We start from the raw sequence: 19,568 nt of genomic DNA, 5'->3' as shown, positions 1-19,568 counted from the left end.
TATATTTGGGAAATCTTGAAAAATACTAACTACAAAAAAGAATAAAATATGTCCAAAGGAGTATTCAAATTACCTAACATTACCAATGAACCCATCAAGAGCTACGCGCCGGGTTCTCCGGAAAGAAAAGAGTTGAAGTCACAACTTAATGCTTTGCGTGCTACAGTTGTGGATATTCCAATGATCATCGGGGGCAAAGAAGTCCGCACCGATAAATTAATGGATATCCGTCCGCCGCACGATCACCATCATTTGCTGGGACACTACCACCAAGGTGACGCGAGCCACGTGCAAATGGCTATTGACGCTGCGTTAAAGGCAAAACCGGAATGGGAAAAAATGAGCTGGGAGAGCCGTGCCGCAATTTTCTTGAAAGCTGCCGACTTGTTATCGGGTCCCTACCGTCAACGAATGAACGCAGTGACTATGTTAGGACAATCCAAGAATGCTTTTCAAGCCGAGATTGATGCTGTCGCCGAGTTAGCCGACTTCTTCCGTTTCAACGTGAAGAATATGTATGAAATATATCACATGCAACCGAATTCTGCCCCCGGGATCTGGAATCGTACGGTTTGGCGTCCGTTGGAAGGATTTATCTTTGCATTAACCCCGTTCAACTTTACCTCTATCGCCGGAAACCTTCCGGGAGCACCTGCTCTTATGGGTAATGTTTGCGTGTGGAAACCCTCGAAGACCGCGGTTTATTCCGCTCACTTGATCATGGAAATCCTGAAAGAAGCAGGCTTACCCGACGGTGTAATCAATCTGGTGTACTGTTCCGGGCCTACGGCTTCCGAAGTGATATTCTCACATAGAGAATTTGCAGGTATTCATTTCACCGGTTCCACCCAAGTATTCAACGACATTTGGGCTACCATCGTGAAGAATATCGACAAATACCGGAGTTACCCGAGAATCGTTGGTGAAACCGGAGGTAAAGATTATATCTTCGCTGACCCGACAGCTTGCCCGAGAGAAGTAGCTACCGCTATCGTACGGGGAGCCTTCGAGTATCAAGGACAAAAATGTTCTGCCGCTTCGCGTGCATACATACCTTCAAATATCTGGCCGGAAGTCGAAAGCTACGTGCAAAAAGACTTGGCTGCTATCAAAGTAGGCGGTGTCGAAGATTTCACGAATTTCGTGAATGCTGTTATTGACGAGGCTTCTTTCGTTAAATTAGCCAACGCTATTGACGAAGCGAACAAATCGTCTGATGCCGAAGTTATTGCCGGCGGTCATTATGATATGAGTGCGGGATATTTCATACAACCGACCGTAATCCAAGCGTTTAAACCGGATTATATCACTATGCGCGAGGAACTGTTCGGCCCGATTCTCACGACATATGTTTACGATCCGGAACAAGTGGATGAAACACTGGATATTCTGGATAAAACTTCCACTTACGCTCTTACCGGAGCAATTTTCTCAAAAGACCGGACTAATATCGAGCGAATGACAGAGCGTCTGACACATACCGCCGGGAACTTTTACATCAACGACAAACCGACAGGTGCGGTTGTTGACCAACAACCCTTCGGTGGCGGACGTGCATCCGGAACAAACGATAAAGCAGGTACAATCTTTAATTTACTGCGTTGGGTTTCCCCGCAAGCGATTAAAGAAACATTTGTACCGGCTACAAATTATATGTATCCTAACTTCTTGGAAGAGTAATAAAGTTTACACGTTTGTAAAACAAAACGAGGCTGCCAATTCACTTTTTTGGCAGCCTTTTTATTATATCAATGGATGTTTCCGATTCACGGTATAGAATGTTTCCCGCGATACGTTATACATCCGGCAGACAGCCGAAACCGAAACTCCACTCTTCAACAAGCGATGTATCTCTTCTTTGTTCTCCAATATAACTTGCTGTTTTATAGCCCCAAGGGGACGTCCCAAGCGAACACCTTCCGACTTCCGATGCGCCAGCGCTTCTTTCGTTCTCATAGAAATCAAGTTATGCTCTATCTCTGCCACCAGCGCAAACGCAAATGCCAGCACCTTGCTGTTTATACTATTATCAAAAGCGTAGCCATCTTTCGTACTATAAATGATAATCTCTTTTTCCAAACAACGGTGCAGGATAGACATGATATTCAACAAAGTCCTACTTAGACGGGACAATTCCGTCACAATTAACACATCTCCCTTCCTTAAACTTTTCAATAGTTTTCCAAGCTTACGATCGTGTTCATTCTTTTTACCGCTAACAACTTCTGTTACCCATTTATCAATTTTCAAATTCCTTCGGGCCGCGAATTTCTGAATTTCTTCTTTTTGGTTTTCAACATGTTGCTTCCCCGTGCTGACCCGCAAATAACCTATTATCATAATCAAAACTTTAAAAATAAAATATGAACCTTCAGACAAAGGGTCGCAATTTTATAACTACAAAGTCATAATCATCAAATACACAGCAATACAGTTGTCAATAAAAACGTTCGTTTAATTGGACACCCATTTTAGCGTGGATAACAGATATTTTAGCTATTTGAATTTACAATCTAACGACTTATACGTAATATTTTTAGTAACGATTGACTCAGTTTTTTCAAAAATTGGTATATTTGTCTGTGCAAATGAACGAATATTTTGACAGATTATTGCCAAAATAGCGTTAAATCATTCAAAATTAAAATATAAACTCAAATACCACGCGAGAATTAATTATGAACAAAAGAGAATTAGCCAAAAGAGTTGCCGAGAAATGCGGGCAAAGCCAAGTAGTTTCTACTCTTGTTATCAACACTTTCATCTCTTGCATTCTGGAATCTTTAGAAGCTGGAGAAAAGATAACTATTCAAGATTTCGGAACCTTAAGCGTGAAACAGCAAAAGAAAAGAGAACGTTTCAACCTGGCAACGAACAAAGTAGAAACCTATTTACCCTACGATTACATCAAATTTACAGCCAGCAAGTCCGTGAAAATAAAACAAAAAGAAAAATCGGTCAAGAAGGAATAACCCTGTCTGATAAAAACAAAATGAGGCTTTCCGGCAAGCGGTCAGCCTCATTTTCAATTTCGAGTGTCTATATTAGATAATCACAATATGCTCTTGATCGGTCAATTTCTCGCAATAATGACATTTCAAAACGATCGGAGAACTACCTACCACATCAAATTTCGTACGTACCTTCTGGTTGTTCGTGATACATTTCGGGTTCACGCATTTAGCAATGCCTTCCACGTGCTCCGGTACCATCACCGCTTTCTTTTCTGCTACTTCAAAATCCCGAATAATATTGATTTTGGCAGTAGGAGCAACCAAAGCCAATTTATTCACCTCATCATCCTTCAAGAATTTATCCCAGATTTTGATAATCGCTTTTTTCTCCAGCTTACTACTAACAAGGTTATACCCGAAAGTAACCGTGTTCTCCAAATCTTGGATCCCCAACACGTTGATCACGTCAAACAATTTACCAGCAGGAATGTGGTCTATTACCGTACCGTTTTCCACGGCGCTCACCTGTAATTCTTTTTTTGCTGCCATATCTTTTTCTTCTTTAATTACCATTTTAAACCTAATGTCTTGAAAATAATTGCCTGACGGGTAAACACACCGTTCAGAGCCTGTTGGAAATAGTATGCTTTCTTGTTGTCGTCCACATCCTCGTCAATCTCGTTCACACGGGGTAGCGGGTGGAGAATACGCATCGTGTCTTTTGTTCCTGCCAACATGGAATTCTTCAGTATATACACGTTTTTCACTTTCTCGTATTCCAACGGGTCAGCGAAACGCTCGCGTTGCACCCGAGTCATGTAGAGAATATCCGCGTCATTAATCACGTCGTCCAATTCCGAGTGCTCGTAATAAGGAATGTGCAATTTGTCGAGGAACAACTTGTAAGCTTGAGGCATTTCCAACTCTTTCGGTGAAATAAAGTGGAAAGTGGGGTTAAAGTGACTCATGGCTTGTAGCAAAGAGTGAACCGTACGCCCGTACTTCAAGTCACCCACCATGAATATATTCAAGTTTTCAAGCGTACCTTGTGTCTTGTATATCGAGTACAAGTCCAACATCGTCTGCGTCGGGTGTTGGTTGGCCCCGTCACCGGCATTAATCACCGGCACGTTGGCAACTTCACTCGCGAAACGGGCAGCTCCCTCCAACGGGTGGCGCATCACGATCAGATCGCAGTAGTTATCCACCATCTTGGTCGTATCTTTCAAAGATTCTCCTTTCGTTGTACTGGAAGACGATGCATCGGAAAATCCCACGATGCGGCCTCCCATTCTACTGATGGCCGTTTCAAAACTTAATCGCGTACGGGTAGACGGTTCAAAAAACAATGATGCTACTACCTTCCCTTCCAACAAATTGCGATTCGGGTTTTTCTCAAATTCAGAAGCGATTTTCAATACTTCCAGAATGTCCTCTTTCGAGTAGTCGGTAATGGATACTAAGCTACGTTTATTCATATTGCTACATTTAAGTGTTTATGTTCTTTCTCATCCATAAAAAAAAAACCAACGTTGTCAACTAACGACAATGTTGGTTTTCTGTATCTTAAAACAGCAACGATCATGTTTTTGCCTGAACTGTAGGCATAATAACAATCTTCGCCGAATATTTTGATGTTCTATCTTCATATCGGAATACAAAATTAGATATAATTTCTATCCGAACAAAGTGATTTTCATTTTTATTTTTCAAAATATTTCACCCATCGAAAAGGGCAAAAGTATTTGCCCTTTCAGTCAAAGGTTTATAAGGTCTATAAAGTTCATAAAGTCATAGACGCCCTTCGGATAATATTCATCGGCAGCAAAGCTACCGTAAATAAAGCGCCCGCAGGAGTCCATGGACATTCGACCTTACGGACTTTATGGACCTTATGGACTTTATTACGAACTGAGTTAAACGTATCTTGCAGCTATTTGATCCGCAATATCCTTTGCCACTTCTACCTTCGTCTTCAACTCGTAGACGTTCTTTCCTCCCTCCCGGTGCATGATTGTAACCTTATTGGTATCACCACCGAAACCGGCCCCTTTATCATTCAAGCTATTCAGCACGATCATATCCAAATTCTTCCGCTGCATTTTAGAACGCGCGTTACTCTCTTCGTCATTCGTCTCCAACGCAAATCCCACCAGCAATTGCGAATCCTTTTTCATCTGTCCCAACTCTGCCGCAATGTCTTGAGTCGGCATCAATTCCAGTAGCAAATCTTCCTTTTCCCGTTTTATCTTGCAATTTGCTTTCTCTTTCGGGGTAAAATCAGCTACCGCCGCGCTTAATATAGCCAACTCACAACCGGGAAATTCCTTCACGGCAACCTCACACATTTGTGAAGCGGACTCCACATCCACCCGACGGATAGCAGGGTGACTTGTCTTCTGATTCACGGGACCACAAATAAGCAATACCTCTGCCCCGCGTCCCGCTAACTCTTCCGCCAAAGCTATTCCCATCTTACCAGAAGAATAATTCCCGATAAAACGAACCGGATCAATTTTTTCATAAGTAGGTCCCGCCGTGATCAACACTTTCTTTCCCTTGAAATCTTCCTGCCGTTCAAAATGCCTTTTCAAAAATTCGACAATTTGTTCCGGCTCTTCCATTCTTCCCTTCCCGATCAATCCACTGGCAAGTTCTCCACTTTCCGGTTCAATAATAATATTCCCGAATGACCTTAATATCTCCAGATTTCGTTGCGTCGCCGGATGACGATACATATCCAAATCCATTGCCGGGGCAACCATCACCGTACATTTGGCGGAAAGATAAGTCGTCAGCAGCAGATTGTCGGCTATCCCGTTCGCCATTTTCCCGATCGTGTTAGCCGAGGCGGGCGCCACCAAATAAAGATCCGCCCACAATCCCAAATCAACGTGAGAGTTCCAATCCCCGTTTTCCGGATTATAAAAATCGACCATAATCGGACTTTTGGACAACGTGGCCATCGTCAAGGGGGTGATGAACTCTTTCGCCAACGGTGTCATGACCACTTTCACGGTAGCCCCTTCTTTCACGAGCAAACGAGTTAGCGTTGCGGCCTTGTAAGCCGCAATGCTACCCGTAATTCCCAGTATAATATGTTTCCCTTTTAGCATAACGCGTTCAAAACTAAAAATACCTGAAAGCGGATCACTTTCAGGTATATTATTCTTTTAAAAATCGAACTATTCCTCTCCCGCACTATTTGCCTCAACCTTGTCCTTGGACGATGCACGGAAATAGATATCCCCGTCCTCGAACTCTTGAGTAGCAATTAATACCGGTTTAGGTAAACGCTCGTAATATTTGGAAATCTCTATCTGCTCCCGATTTTCAAATATCTCCTCCAAATTATCCGCATAAGAGGCAAACTCTTGAAGTTTCCTGCTTAACTCCTCTTTCATTTCAACCGAAATCTGATTAGCTCTCTTACCGATTACCGCAACAGCCTCGTAAATATTATCAGCTTTACTAGCCAATACAGCCGGATTGCGAGTAATAGTATTATTCGGCGCTTTAACTTTCTTAAAATCTACCATGGTTAATTTGAATATTATTATTTTATCTGGTTAATCATCCTCTTCATTGATATCATACGTTTTCAAGAACTCGTTGATATCCTCGTACTTCTTAGCCATCTCTTTGGCATAGCGGCTTTCCGGGTATTCCTCTTCGAAATAATAGAACTCCTCTTTCGCCGCGTTGTAACGCTCGTATTTCTTGTCTTCGACACTATTTACAGCCATCTCGTACTTGGAATTGAACAACATGTACATGATTTCCTCACGGTATTTGGAACCGGGATAATCTCTCAAACAGTTTTCCAAGCTCACCACGGCAGCTTTATATCTTTCTCTCAAGTAATAATTCCGGGCACTTAGATAATCTTTATATGACAATTTATCCCGCATTTCATCCATGTACGCGTTAATCTGTTCCTTACGGGTACTGTTGGGGTAACGGCTTAAATACAAATTGAAACTCTCAATAGCACTTTGAGTCACCGTCTGATCCAGACGGGCTTTCGGGGATGCCTTGTAATTACAATACCCGATCATGTAAAGACATTCTTCAGCATAAGAACTTTCCGGGTATTGTGACACGAAATTTTTGAACAACTCGGCAGCAACTTCATAATCTTTCTGGTTGAAGCTACAGAACGCCCGGTAATAGGCCACACTTTGCCCCCTCGTGTTTCCTCGGAAAGCCAAGCGAACGGCGTCAAACAAGTTGGACGCTTTCGTGTAATCCCCGTTGTTATAGTACTCCACAGCTTTTTTATAAATCTGTTGATTGTCACCGCTCTTCAGAAGTTTCTGGTATTCACCACATGAACTCATCAAAAATATTACAAGCAGAAATCCTATAAAATTCTTCATCATAAAGTGCCTTTTTTGCATCAGGCAAAGATATATGAATAAAATCAATCTACAAAAGGATTTTTATTTAATTTAGAATTTAAAATTTAGGATGAAGAACTTGTAACCTGCAACTTGTAACTTTCGCCACCGGCGAAAAAAAGACTAAGTATTTAAGCGTATTTCGTTTCCCTGCCCCACAACTTTTCGGCAGAACCTATTCGGAATACATTTTTTTAGTTACCTTTGTTTCCATATTAGAAATACAAAATTAAGAATTTCAAAATATTATCAAAGTGGACATTTTTGAAAGAGTAAGAAAACAGAAGGGAAACATTGGTCAATATGCCAAACAAGCTCATGGCTATTTCTCTTTCCCGAAATTAGAGGGCGAAATAGGTCCTCGCATGAAATTCCGCGGTAAGGAAGTATTAAACTGGAGTTTGAACAATTATATCGGTCTTGCTAACGACCCGGAAGTTCGGAAAGCGGACGCTGAAGCCGCTGCAAAATACGGGATGGCATACCCGATGGGTGCTCGTATGATGAGCGGACAGACTTCTCGTCACGAGTATCTGGAATCACAGTTAGCTGAATTTGTCGGCAAACCGGATGCATTTTTGCTGAACTTCGGTTATCAAGGAATGGTGTCAATCATCGACGCCATGACCAGCCGTCACGATTGTATCGTGTATGACGCGGAAGACCACGCTTGTATCATGGACGGTCTTCGCTTATCTCCCGCGAAAAGATACGTGTACCAGCACAATGACATGGATAGCCTCCGCAAACAACTGGAAAGAGCAACCAAATGGGTTGAGAACACCGGTGGCGGTATCTTGGTTGTGACCGAAGGTCTATTCGGTATGGCCGGCGACCTCGGTAAATTGGACGAAATCGTTGCCATGAAGAAAGACTTTGACTTCCGTTTACTCGTGGATGACGCTCACGGTTTCGGAACCATGGGGCCCAATGGAGCCGGAACGGGCGACCATTTCGGGGTAATGGACGGAATCGATCTTTATTTCGCCACTTTCGCCAAAGCGATGGCAGGTATCGGAGCATTTATCGCTTGCGATGAAGACATCTGTATGTATTTAAGATACAATATGCGTTCTCAGACTTTCGCCAAGTCACTCCCGATGCCGATGGTTGAAGGTGCGATCAAGCGATTGGAATTATTGAGAACCCGTCCGGAGTTACGTGAAAAATTATGGACTATCGTTCGTGCCTTGCAAGCCGGCTTGAAAGCAGACGGACTGAACATCGGTGTTACCAATTCACCTGTAACCCCCGTTTACCTGTCCGGTAGCGTTGCCGAGGGTACCCAAGTGGCTATGGATTTACGTGAGAATTACAACTTGTTCTGCTCTATCGTGGTTTACCCCGTAATCCCGAAAGGACAATTGTTACTCCGCCTGATTCCGACCGCTATGCACACGCTGGAAGATGTGGACTACACGGTGAAAGCGTTCAAAAACGTGGCTCAAAAATTAGCTAACGGTGAATACAGCAAAGACGTGGTGGTTGATGCCAATGCGCTATAATATTTACCGAAAGCCGTAAAAATAAAACAAATTAACCCCGGAAGTCGTTATCGAACTTCCGGGGTTAATTTATATCCACTCACCTGCAAAATCATTCTTCTCTTTTCAGCACCACCTGCAAACCTTTGGCATTTTTCTTCTTGACCTTCACCTTCTGCGGCAAATACCCCTCCTTAACAAACCAAAGCTGCCTACGCCGTTTCAAGGGAAACTCAAACTCTCCCTTATGCTTGACATAACACACGTGGATTTCTTTTTTACACCGTTTACGATAGATTTCAACACCCAACAAAGGGATTCCGTTCTCATCCACCACACGCCCTTCTACCCGAAACGTTCCGTCTGCTTATAAAGGCGATGCCCCATGGTAACAACCGCCCCTGTTAAAACATACTTTTTATGGACACGCAAATAATTATCTGATTCAATTTCATTCAATGCTATGACTTCAGTATTCAACACAACCCTCAAATCAGAAAACCCACACTTCGGCACCCAAACCTCTTTCGTTTCATATCCCACGTACGAAATGCATATCGGTAACCTGCCCGACACCCGTAACTTAAAACACCCATCTTTGTCACTACATGTACCCCTTGTTGTCCCCTTTTCCACGATACGCGCGCTCACCAACGGGTTCCCCACACTATCCGTCACCCGACCTTTGACAACAATCTCCTCCTCTCCCACACAAACCTCATCCCGCGATTGCGGATTCAAACAATACCGACAACGCAACGGGCAACCATGAAACGCCACCAACGTGGAAACCCCTTCCCCGTCCGTCTGCAAACGGTGGCGTTCAATCCCTATAACTTTTGGTGTCAATCCCCAATTATTCATCTGTTATCGTATCTTTATTTCTTCATTCACATAAGTACCCAAGCAATCAGCTTGATACCAGCACACGAAAACGATGTACTCTCCGCAATTTGTTTCTGAATCTCTTTCAAGATTCTACACGTCTGTTTCCCCCAACTCTCCATAAGTATCTTCGTTAGTCATGTAATCTTCACAAGATTAAAAAAATCTACTAAAAAAACAAGCAAACAAAAAAAGAAAATAAATCATCCATGCTTCTCGTCCAATTTTCCACGTAAACGGGAAGAAATCTTGATATGATAAAGATTCACCCGAACAACTCCATCACTATACAAATCGTATTCCAATGGACGTATCCGGTGTTAGTCGGGTGGTACTCGAGAGTATCTCTGGAGTTGTAGCCCGTTCTCTTCCTATTCTCACCCTCTTTTCTTCCCGTTCTCAACGAAAAACATACCTGATTCCATACCAGCTATAATTGCAAGATTCAATTTAAATCCTTAATTTTGTATTGATTGAAAAACAAATAAATAACAAGACGCCATGAAATACTTGAACCCCAAAGCAGACTTAACATTCAAACGGGTATTTGGAGAACATCCCGATTTGGTAATGAGTTTACTCAACGCCTTGCTTCCTCTCGCTCCCGGGGAAGAAATCACGGACATAGAGTATTTGCCGACTGAAATGGTGCCCGACAATCCATGGAAAAAAAACAGTATTGTTGACGTGAGGTGCAAAGACAAGTTGGGAAGGCAATTTATCGTCGAGATGCAAATGATATGGTCGCCGGAATTCAAGTACAGGGTATTATTCAACGCCTCGAAAGCCTACGTGCGACAAATCGGCAACGGGGAAAATTATCACTTGTTACAACCTGTTTATTCACTCAATCTCGTGAACGATATTTTCGAACCGGAGATGAAGGAATATTATCATCACTACAAACTCGTGCATGACAAGGATTCCAACAAAGTGATTAATGGCTTACAACTCGTGTTCGTGGAACTACCCAAATTTACACCGCACACCTATACCGAAAAGAAAATGCAGGCTCTCTGGCTACGATACCTCACGGAAATTGACGAACACACCGTTTTCGTACCTGAAGATTTATTATCCAACCCAGAGGTAAACAAAGCTGTCAAAGCTATCGAGGAAGCGGCATTTACTCCCGCGCAACTTCTTGGCTATGAAAAATTCTGGGATACCATTAGCACGGAAAAAACATTATTTTACAGCGCCGAGCAACAAGGATTAGCTCAAGGTATTAAAAAGGGTATCAAGGAAGGTATTAAAGAAGGTGAACGAAAAGTAGCCCGCAATATGAAAGTACTCGGCATGTCCACGGAATCCATTGCCCAAGTGACCGGGTTGTCTTTGGAAGAAATCGAGGCTTTGTAATTTCAAACAAACTTGAAATATTTAAAAGTGCTTAAAATGAAGTGTCCCCTAAAAGTTGTACAAAGAACTTTTAGGGGACACTTCAATAAAATATGTTCTTATTTAAAATACACGTATTTTTCCCAAAGAGATCCCGTAATAAAAACTATTAATTCCACATCGCTGTTGTGACATCTTGAATTTCATATAGCGCACACGTTGAGGTGACGTGAACTTGAAAATCGTCGTTTCACCACTCGTGTTAGCCACCTCTTGTTCCGCCATGTCAAAAGGAGTGAACCATTCGTTTTCATATTCCGCTACCTCTATCGTAATTTCCTTGGCAAGATAATCAATATAGTGAGTCTTAGTGTTCGTACTTTGAGGATCAGCCGAGAATTGCGAAATTTGCAATCCGTTCACCTCTTGCACCTCTTGCATATCAACAATCAATTCGTAAGTGAGTCCTGTGCTCCTAAAGAATGCTTTCACCCAGCCCTCTGTTGATTTATCATCGAACAAAGCCTCGATCCCTTCCACTCCATCCAACGGTGTAGACTCGTAAGTCCAATCCGCTGCATCCAAGAAAGAAAATTCTGGCAAAGAGGTATTACCCAAATAATTCACAAAATCAAACGTCCCGCGCGGAAAATAATGCTCGTTGTAACTGTCGATAGTTATTCCCAAAACCTCGTGAGCCAATCGAATGGCCAATTCACTCCGTTCCCGTTCCGTCACCGTACTAGACGATTTATACAAATCCAAATACTCATTCCCCAAATAACGGTTCTTACCCAACACGAGTTTCTTCAAGTTTGGGAAATTCAGAATATCCTCGAACGTTCCCACGTTGTAATCGTAATGCAACTCTTCCACTGAATTTATAAATTCATCTGTAAGCATGTTTACCCCATAATTCCTCTTACACAATTGCCGAAACTCCGTGGTAAACATTTTATTGTGCGACAACTCGTAGGGAGCAAATTCTATTAAATCGTCGCAACCAGTCAAACGACCAGAACGCTTCAACACGACCGGAGTATCAAAGTCAATTTTATCGGGTACCAACCAACACTTGTTCGCAGCAAGAAAATCTTTATCCAAAACTTTCGTTATCAATTCTCCTCCTGAATAATAATGTAAACTCGCCGATTCCACGCCACTCTGCCAATCGGTAAAGATAATCAGTAACCGATTGCCAACAAAGAAATACTTCTCCAGTAGATTAGTAAAAGTGAGAATGCTTTCATGTCCTGAGGTATAAGGACGCCCATGCTCTATTTCCGGTAATGACAAATTTCCATCTTTGTCCACCGAGTAAACAGATACCTCGTAAACCGCATTTTCCAAGTCAGAAATACTATACTCTGTTGTTCCTTTTTCCAATATCACTTCCTTGACCTCCTCGTCCAGCTTCCACTCTATTTTAATGTTCTCGATCACGGGATCCACGTGATTCTCCCACTTCACTATCAATCTATTCCAACCGGGAGTTACCGACACATTCTGACATTTTCCCAAATAGCGAACCACACCCGCATGATCCGCATAAGTATCTTCCAAACTTTCGCATCCCACCATAACGGACAATGCTAAAAGTAACCATGTATATATTCTTACTGTCATAATTTAATCCTCTTTTTCAGTATAAATCTCCAATTCATGCAATGTCACATATTTCTCCGGGTTACCTACAATTGTTTCAGACAATCCGCGAGATGCATAAAACACTTCATTGACCACGAGTTTCAGATAACGGTATTTTTTTCTTCCTTCACCGGGAACACTTCCCGGACACTTCAAACTCAAATAACAAGGTTCTGCCAAGTTCAAAACACTTGGAGATTGAATCTTATATTCTTGAAATGACCCGACATCATTTGCACGCTCACACCAACGTTTGGACGCATCCATTTGCCTGTCTTGTTCGAAAGAAGCAAGCTCCTCCCAAGAAGTATCGTCATCCATATTATCTGAACCGTAAAGAGTTAAACTACTAGGCAATTTTGTTGCATAATTCATTCGCCAAATATCACCATAAACATCATCAAAAGTTTTATCAGCGAACGTCCTTACAAACAACATGGCATATAAACGTAATTCCACTGGATTTTTAGATTCTTTCATATCAAGAATGAATAAAGGCTTACCTAGACAATTAGGACCGGCCAAATAAGTATAATAATTTTTATCTGTCGCAATCATACCTAATACCGCTTCACCTTTCTTATCACCATCAAACAAATATTGTTTGCCCAATTTAAATTCAGGAGCCTCATTCGATAAACCGACCGGATCAAGAAAATCAAAATCTACTGGTTCCAACTTTTCCATCAAATAAGGCTTTATCTTGGGCCATACTTTTTCTCTCACCATATAACCACGAAAATCTTCTGTACGGATTACGATATCATAGTCTTCCCGACTTTGTTGAAATTGAAATTTCAATGTATCACATTTCTTGGACAAAACAAAAGTACTCATTAAAAGCGTATCCGGTTGTTTTGTCATAGGATCCTCTCCCACGTAAAACACATGTCCTAATCCATTTGCCGATTCTGGAATATCGTAAACCACAGAGAAACCATTCCAATCGGCTTTTACATCCAAATAATCAAACAATGCATAAGGTCCGGAGTCTTTCGTATCAAACGTCACATTCACGGGTGCTGATTCTACACCATCATAATTACATAATGTCACTCGGGCCGGTACATTCTTTTCAGCTTTATTGAATCCCACCAAGATTAACGAATCGGAAGCATAACTACCAGATACTAATACCTCTTGTCCCATAACATCTTTATAACGCACGTGGACATAAAGGATATCAGCATTCGAAGGCAATTTATAATGCATGATAGCCCCACCCGCCATCGGGGTAAAGGAAATATCCTCCACGGGCATAGAAACATCAAAATAAACATCGTCATCTTGACAAGCACTCAAAGCCCAAACAAACAATAATAAAAATAATATCTGTTTCATAGTCTTCTTTTTAATAAATTACCAACCGGGATTTTGCACACATCCCGAAATAAGAATCTCCTCGCTCCGGATTGGGAATAGATAATCACGAGGAGCTATAAATTGTCGTTTCGCCCACACCACAACAGGACCGTCAAAGTTATTATAAAATTGTCTTGCCGTTGTACCCGTGATATTCCAACCGTAAAGTTTAGCATTCAACTCTTTTTCAGCGATCAACCAACGTCGTAAATTCCAAAAACGCCGTCCTTCAAAAGCAAATTCGATATCCCATTCCCGACGAATAATTTCTCGCATACCAATTTTTGTTGTTACCTTTTCCGGGTGACGCGCATATTGCCTCCAAGCCTCTTCCACTGGCAACACGTTAGCCCTAGTACGCACCTCATTTAACGGGGCGTACACATGTTCCTCATCCGGCTTATCCAGATATTCATTCCAAGCCTCGGCTCGCATCAAATAAAGATCTGCCATACGTATAAGCACGCAAGCCTCTTCTGTCGTGAAACCTCCATTTTTGTAACCGACATTACTGATAGACGAACGCGACCCTTTTTTCATCCAATATCCCGATAAATTCTGCGCCTCAGAACTTATGATTGTCGTGTACGGTGATCCCCAACGCTCACCTTGATAAGCTCGCACGATATCATTTTCAGCCGAAATTGATGTTCCACGTTGGAAATAACATCGGTCAGCAGCCACGTGGGCATAAAAACGCGGTTCACGACGAAGATGCAAATTCAACACCCCTTCATTCGAAGACACAACCTCATGATACTTCTTATCTGTCTCACTCCCTAATTGATAACGTCCCATATAATCCCAAGTCACATCTTCCTCGATGGGTAATCCGTTCTCCGTGTAATACATTTCCACCATCTTCATACTTGGGGAAACACTTCCAAGCAAATCGCTATTATGATCCGGCGCTCCACTCAAAAAAAGAGGTCTTGTCCATGCGGTCCAAGAATGCAACTGACGTCCCGGGTAAGAATATTGTACCATAAATATAGCCTCATCATTAAGAAAACCTTGAGCCATCGTCGACTCCTCGATAGTCGCCATAACATTTTTCAAATCAGTGGTTTCACCGCGTAACAAACGTCTACCCCCCGAATTACAAATAATAATTGCCGTATCGATTGCCAATGCAGCCCTTTTCCACTTCTCCGGGTCATAAGTAGAGTTAAATAATTGTTCTCCATCTTTATTTTTGAAATTAACGTAAGCAGGGTTACCATTAAACAAAGGAGAAGCAGCATAAAACAACGCCATCGCTTTCAACGTAGCAGCCGATTCCAAACTATGATAAGACCAACGACTAAAATCTTTCATACTTCTTGCTGGCAAATCTTTCATCGCTTCATCCAACAAACGTACAATCTCTCCCACGACCTCATCCACGGGACGGCGAGATTGCTGCATTTCTTCAATACCGGCATTAGCATCCACATTTTCATCTACAAGAATAATCGGACCGTAACGCCGGAATAATTCGAAATAATAATGCGCTTTCAACGCTTTAATCTCTGCCGACCATAATATTTTCTCGTGTTCTTCCATATTGTATACCCCCCATACTTTTTCCAAGAAAATATTACAATAACGAATAGCACAATAAACCGCATCTTTCCTCCAAATATCTCCATACGGATTCTGCGCCATTTGCAAACCATCACCGATAAACAAACCGGTATAATTCCAACCATATCTTCGAATAAAATCTCCGGCAACCACCTCGTCAGTTCCCATATACGCGGGATTATTAATAACAGAAGAACTATAAGTATTCAAAAACGTGTGGCAATATTTAAACCACTTGGTAGCACTCTCTCTTTTTTCAAAATTAGTTTCAATTGTTTCTATATCATTTTCAGGAACAACATCCAAATAATTACAGGCAGAAAAAAGAGCCACTAATAATATGATATTTATATATTTCATCGCGATTGCGTATTAAAATTTAAAAACTAAAATTTAAACCTAACGCATAAGTCTTCTGAATCGGATAATTGAATCCGTCTTCTCCCAACTCTACATCCCATACTTTAAAATTCGAGAACAGGAAAGGATTATTTGCACGCACAAAGAATTTCATATTCTGCAACTTCCAACGTTTCATTAAATTTTGCGGCATGTTGTATGCCAACTCCAGCGACGTACAACGCAAGAAATGACACGAACGCATAAAATAAGTACTCTTGCGCGTTTCCACCGCCTTGGAATTGTACCAATCCTCCTCGGGATTATGAGCCACCAGATTGTACGTGGACAAACGTGGCCAGAAAGGTTTTTTCGCCATATTGTCATCCGACCAGTGATCTTTATAAATAGCCGTCAACATGGCATGGTCATCAACAAAAGGAGATAATTTACGCGGATCCATAAAAAAGGAACGTCTTCCCGCACCTTGGAATGCAAAATTAAACTCGAAATTTTTATAGTTAACGAACCCCTGGAACCCGTATATGATTCCCGGTGTTTCCGGAAAACCGATAAACGTGGCATCGTTCACATCAATATATCCATCCCCGTTAATATCCCGATAGCGAATATCACCAGGCATCACATCCCCGTTCTGTTTCGGAGAGTTCTTTATCTCAGCCTCATCTTGAAATAGTCCTTCCGCGATATACCCCATAGGTTGAGAAATCTCCTTACCTACTTTTCGTTGCCAATCTGGCTTTTCGGTTGCTTCCTCGATTGCCCTGTAAATCACTTTATTGTAAGTAAACGTACCATTCAAAATCACCCATAAGTCTTTGTTAAAAGCGTGCTGAATCTTACCAGAAAAATCGATTCCCCGAGAACGGCTCTTGCCGATATTTGCCAATTGCTCGTAAGCAATACCTGTATTGGCGGGAATGTTTGAACGGTAGCCAATAATGTTATGCCGGATCTCTTGATAAGCATCAATGTTCAATTCCACGAGCCCTTTAAAAAATTTCGTTTCCAACCCAAAGTTCAATTGTTCGGCTATTTCCCATTTAATATTATCATTACCGTAATTGATAACCTGTTGCGGCATTAGCTCAGCCCGTCCCCCACTTCCTGCTTGTGGATCAAAATACCCGGAAGAAGCACCAAACGACGGCGCATAAGCAAAACGAGGAGAAGATATAATCCCATCATTACCTACTTTACCGTAAGATGCTCTAAATTTCAAAAAATCTATCACGGAAGAAACAGATGACATGAAAGGTTCACTAGAGGTCACCCAAGCCATCCCTACCGCAGGAAAGAACCCCATCCTATTGTGCTTGGCAAAACGCTCGGAACCGTTATAACCGAAACTACCTTCAATAAAATAACGATCTTTAAAACCATAAGTTCCACGCATAGAGAATGTCAAATTTCGTTGAGGCATTCCGTCCAATGCCATCTCAATCGGAGTATAGGTATGTTCCGTGGCTTGAAAAACCGCTGTTAAAGACGTCTGATGTTCATCCCAAGCCGCCGTATGCAATAGACGAGCCTCATACGTTACCCGCGTATCTGTTGTTGACTTAGTCGATTTATCGTCTAACGACAAAGTCCGGTTACCGGCTGAAATAGCATTCAATATATGTTTACCAGTTTCAAAATCATAATCTAACAAGGAATACCGAGCCGGATCTGTCGAATATCCGGTAGTATAATAACCGGACTGTGCAACCGACACGCTCGCACGGACCTCCAAACCTTTAATTAAAGTGGAAAGATTATGAATGTACTCAGCCCGATTGGTCGTCGAATAGCGAGTTCTTTCCAAGTATCCTTTCTGTAAAAGCATATAAGGGTTAATTTGATTCGATGATGTAGAACCAAAACGAAGATGTGGCCAATTATATGTATCGTCCCCCGGATAAAGAGGAGCAAAATCAACAGGAGAAGCATTAAATGCCAATTGGTAAGCCTGAGCAACATTCTGTAACGGTCCATGGTATTTGTCTATTGTCGTCGATGAATTCACAAGCAACTTGATACCTGCCTTCAAATCTATATTCAAATTAACACGGAACGAAGTTTGGTTATTCGTGATATTACAATCGAAATCATTTAACTTATCTGTTTTTAACATACCCATATCACGATTGTAATTCACGGAAGCATAATATTGGATCACTTTACCACCACCACGAATATTCACACCCAAATGGTGATTTGTATTATAATCCTTAAACATCATCTTATACCAATCATTAGCAGGATACACCCAAGAAGGATATTTACCCGAAATTGTACGATTTATCCGTTCCACGCTATATTTAGGAGTCGCTGACGGATCACGTGACAATAATGCCTGATTATACATTTTCATGTAATTAATGGGATCCACGACATCAAGTTCTTTCGTAGGCATCGAAAATATTGATTCATAACGCACACTCGCATACACGCTTCCCTCCTGTCCTTTCTTCGTGGTCACTAAAATCACACCATTCGCTCCACGGGCACCATACATAGCCGTGGCTGAGGCATCTTTCATCACGCTGAAAGACTCAATATCCTCCGGGGCAATGCGTGCCAAGTCCAACTTGGAAGATTCCACTCCGTCCAACAGGATCAACGGGTCTATATTCGCCCCGGTCTGAAATGACGTGATTCCACGGATATAAAATTTTGTATTCATCTCTTCCTCGGTCAAGGCAGCTGGAAGACCTCCCGTTTGCCAACCGATCATTCCGGCGATTTTACCGGCAAAACTTGAAGTCAAGTCACTGTTTGAGGATTTCAAATCCATCGGACGTACCGTCGTGATAGCCGATACCACGCTCTCTTTTTTCTGCGTACCGAACGCCACGACCACAGTCTCATCCAGTTCCTGACTCTCCTCTTTCATAGTAACACGAAGTGTATCCTTTGCCGTTCTCTCGAAAAAGTCCAACGTTTCCCTTTTAAAACCGATAAAAGAAAATTCCAACGTCCCTTTCAGCATGGGTAAATCCAAGGCAAACCACCCGTCTGCATTCGTGGACGTTCCCAAGGCCACTCCGGATACCTTCACCGTCACTCCCGGAATCGGTTGCTTTTTCGTGTCGTACACGAATCCTTTCAAACGAATAGATTTCTTTTCCGGTTCCACAGCCTTTGCTTGCGATGCTTTTATTAATACTACACCATCTTCTAACCGCCAAGTCAAACCCGTACCATACAACAACTGATTCATTACCTCATCTACCCCGGCATCTTTCACTTTCAAATCCCGTTTTCCACACTTTTCCAAATCCTCACCCCTGTACAGAAAACGATAATCAAACGTCTTGCGCAACTCTTGAATAATTTCCAGCATCGAACGCTGTTTCAAATCCAAAGTAACCCTAGTATTCTGGGAAAAACCATTGGCATTCGCGACAAACGTGGTCAACAACAACAAATAAATTCCAAATCTCATAATCTTACAAATTTTTAACACGCACCTTCCCCGAAGGTATGCATACATTCGCTTTTTTTTCATAGTTTTGTAATACTGAATTTATAATTATGGACTAAATGTTCATGAAACGGAAAGGGGTAGGAGCCTTTCCGTTTTT

General features: G+C 42.0%; 15 protein-coding genes and 1 pseudogene. 4 read left to right on the top strand and 12 right to left on the bottom strand.

What is annotated here, in order from left to right:
* Positions 1-48 precede the first annotated feature (48 nt).
* Positions 49-1,680 (top strand): L-glutamate gamma-semialdehyde dehydrogenase, encoded by a 1,632-nt coding sequence (gene pruA / locus L0M98_RS13225; RefSeq protein ID WP_227216675.1) that lies wholly within the window; start codon positions 49-51, stop codon positions 1,678-1,680.
* Between the two features lie 63 nt (positions 1,681-1,743).
* On the opposite strand, the gene L0M98_RS13220 is transcribed toward pruA, so the two are convergent.
* Positions 1,744-2,340 carry a recombinase family protein gene (locus L0M98_RS13220; RefSeq protein ID WP_227216676.1) on the bottom strand — a complete coding sequence of 199 codons (597 nt, stop codon included), beginning with the start codon at positions 2,338-2,340 and terminating at the stop codon, positions 1,744-1,746.
* 338 nt (positions 2,341-2,678) lie between these two features.
* On the opposite strand from L0M98_RS13220, the gene L0M98_RS13215 reads away from it, so the two are divergent.
* The gene (locus tag L0M98_RS13215) at positions 2,679-2,972 is read left to right on the top strand and encodes an HU family DNA-binding protein (protein WP_099293902.1); all 294 of its coding nucleotides are present in this window, start codon (positions 2,679-2,681) and stop codon (positions 2,970-2,972) included.
* A 72-nt stretch (positions 2,973-3,044) separates the two neighbouring features.
* Here the strand turns inward: L0M98_RS13215 and pyrI are convergent, their stop codons facing one another.
* The 5 genes from pyrI to L0M98_RS13190 form a co-directional block, all read right to left on the bottom strand.
* Positions 3,045-3,503 (bottom strand): aspartate carbamoyltransferase regulatory subunit, encoded by a 459-nt coding sequence (pyrI, locus tag L0M98_RS13210; RefSeq protein WP_099294725.1) that lies wholly within the window; start codon positions 3,501-3,503, stop codon positions 3,045-3,047.
* A 17-nt stretch (positions 3,504-3,520) separates the two neighbouring features.
* Entirely contained in the window at positions 3,521-4,432 is a 912-nt protein-coding gene (gene pyrB, locus L0M98_RS13205; protein ID WP_186978461.1) for an aspartate carbamoyltransferase, read from the bottom strand.
* A gap of 438 nt (positions 4,433-4,870) precedes the next feature.
* The gene (gene coaBC / locus L0M98_RS13200; RefSeq protein WP_227216677.1) at positions 4,871-6,070 is read right to left on the bottom strand and encodes a bifunctional phosphopantothenoylcysteine decarboxylase/phosphopantothenate--cysteine ligase CoaBC; all 1,200 of its coding nucleotides are present in this window, start codon (positions 6,068-6,070) and stop codon (positions 4,871-4,873) included.
* A gap of 69 nt (positions 6,071-6,139) precedes the next feature.
* Positions 6,140-6,493 carry a DNA-directed RNA polymerase subunit omega gene (locus L0M98_RS13195; protein WP_099293907.1) on the bottom strand — a complete coding sequence of 118 codons (354 nt, stop codon included), beginning with the start codon at positions 6,491-6,493 and terminating at the stop codon, positions 6,140-6,142.
* Between the two features lie 30 nt (positions 6,494-6,523).
* Positions 6,524-7,336: an outer membrane protein assembly factor BamD gene (locus tag L0M98_RS13190; protein WP_227216678.1), complete on the bottom strand. Its 813-nt coding sequence runs from the start codon at positions 7,334-7,336 to the stop codon at positions 6,524-6,526.
* A 272-nt stretch (positions 7,337-7,608) separates the two neighbouring features.
* On the opposite strand from L0M98_RS13190, the gene L0M98_RS13185 reads away from it, so the two are divergent.
* Positions 7,609-8,859 carry an aminotransferase class I/II-fold pyridoxal phosphate-dependent enzyme gene (locus L0M98_RS13185; RefSeq protein ID WP_186978463.1) on the top strand — a complete coding sequence of 417 codons (1,251 nt, stop codon included), beginning with the start codon at positions 7,609-7,611 and terminating at the stop codon, positions 8,857-8,859.
* Between the two features lie 91 nt (positions 8,860-8,950).
* Here L0M98_RS13185 and L0M98_RS13180 read toward each other — a convergent pair whose 3' ends face one another.
* Both L0M98_RS13180 and L0M98_RS13175 read right to left on the bottom strand, forming a co-directional pair.
* Positions 8,951-9,172, bottom strand: coding sequence for a hypothetical protein (locus L0M98_RS13180; protein WP_227216679.1), 222 nt, complete (start codon positions 9,170-9,172; stop codon positions 8,951-8,953).
* 125 nt (positions 9,173-9,297) lie between these two features.
* Positions 9,298-9,702 (bottom strand): annotated as a pseudogene (locus tag L0M98_RS13175) (carboxypeptidase-like regulatory domain-containing protein); the annotation flags it as partial.
* A 522-nt stretch (positions 9,703-10,224) separates the two neighbouring features.
* Here L0M98_RS13175 and L0M98_RS13170 point away from each other — a divergent pair.
* On the top strand, positions 10,225-11,085 hold the full coding sequence (locus L0M98_RS13170; RefSeq protein ID WP_227216681.1) for an Rpn family recombination-promoting nuclease/putative transposase: 861 nt from the start codon (positions 10,225-10,227) through the stop codon (positions 11,083-11,085).
* A 102-nt stretch (positions 11,086-11,187) separates the two neighbouring features.
* On the opposite strand, the gene L0M98_RS13165 is transcribed toward L0M98_RS13170, so the two are convergent.
* From L0M98_RS13165 to L0M98_RS13150, 4 genes are read right to left on the bottom strand one after another with little or no spacing between them, the layout of a single operon-like run.
* Positions 11,188-12,690: a DUF4998 domain-containing protein gene (locus tag L0M98_RS13165; protein WP_227216682.1), complete on the bottom strand. Its 1,503-nt coding sequence runs from the start codon at positions 12,688-12,690 to the stop codon at positions 11,188-11,190.
* A gap of 3 nt (positions 12,691-12,693) precedes the next feature.
* Positions 12,694-14,052, bottom strand: a complete 1,359-nt coding sequence (locus tag L0M98_RS13160; protein ID WP_227216683.1) for a DUF4959 domain-containing protein — start codon at positions 14,050-14,052, stop codon at positions 12,694-12,696.
* Between the two features lie 18 nt (positions 14,053-14,070).
* Positions 14,071-15,999 carry a RagB/SusD family nutrient uptake outer membrane protein gene (locus tag L0M98_RS13155; RefSeq protein WP_227216684.1) on the bottom strand — a complete coding sequence of 643 codons (1,929 nt, stop codon included), beginning with the start codon at positions 15,997-15,999 and terminating at the stop codon, positions 14,071-14,073.
* A gap of 19 nt (positions 16,000-16,018) precedes the next feature.
* Positions 16,019-19,429 (bottom strand): TonB-dependent receptor, encoded by a 3,411-nt coding sequence (locus L0M98_RS13150; RefSeq protein ID WP_227216685.1) that lies wholly within the window; start codon positions 19,427-19,429, stop codon positions 16,019-16,021.
* Between the last annotated feature and the right edge of the window lie 139 nt (positions 19,430-19,568).

Origin of the sequence: Butyricimonas sp. DFI.6.44, assembly GCF_022132345.1 — a bacterium.
Classification (GTDB): Bacteria; Bacteroidota; Bacteroidia; order Bacteroidales; family Marinifilaceae; genus Butyricimonas; species Butyricimonas muris.
The sequence above is the reverse complement of the archived record's forward strand: the minus strand, read 5'-3'. Positions and strand labels throughout refer to the sequence as shown.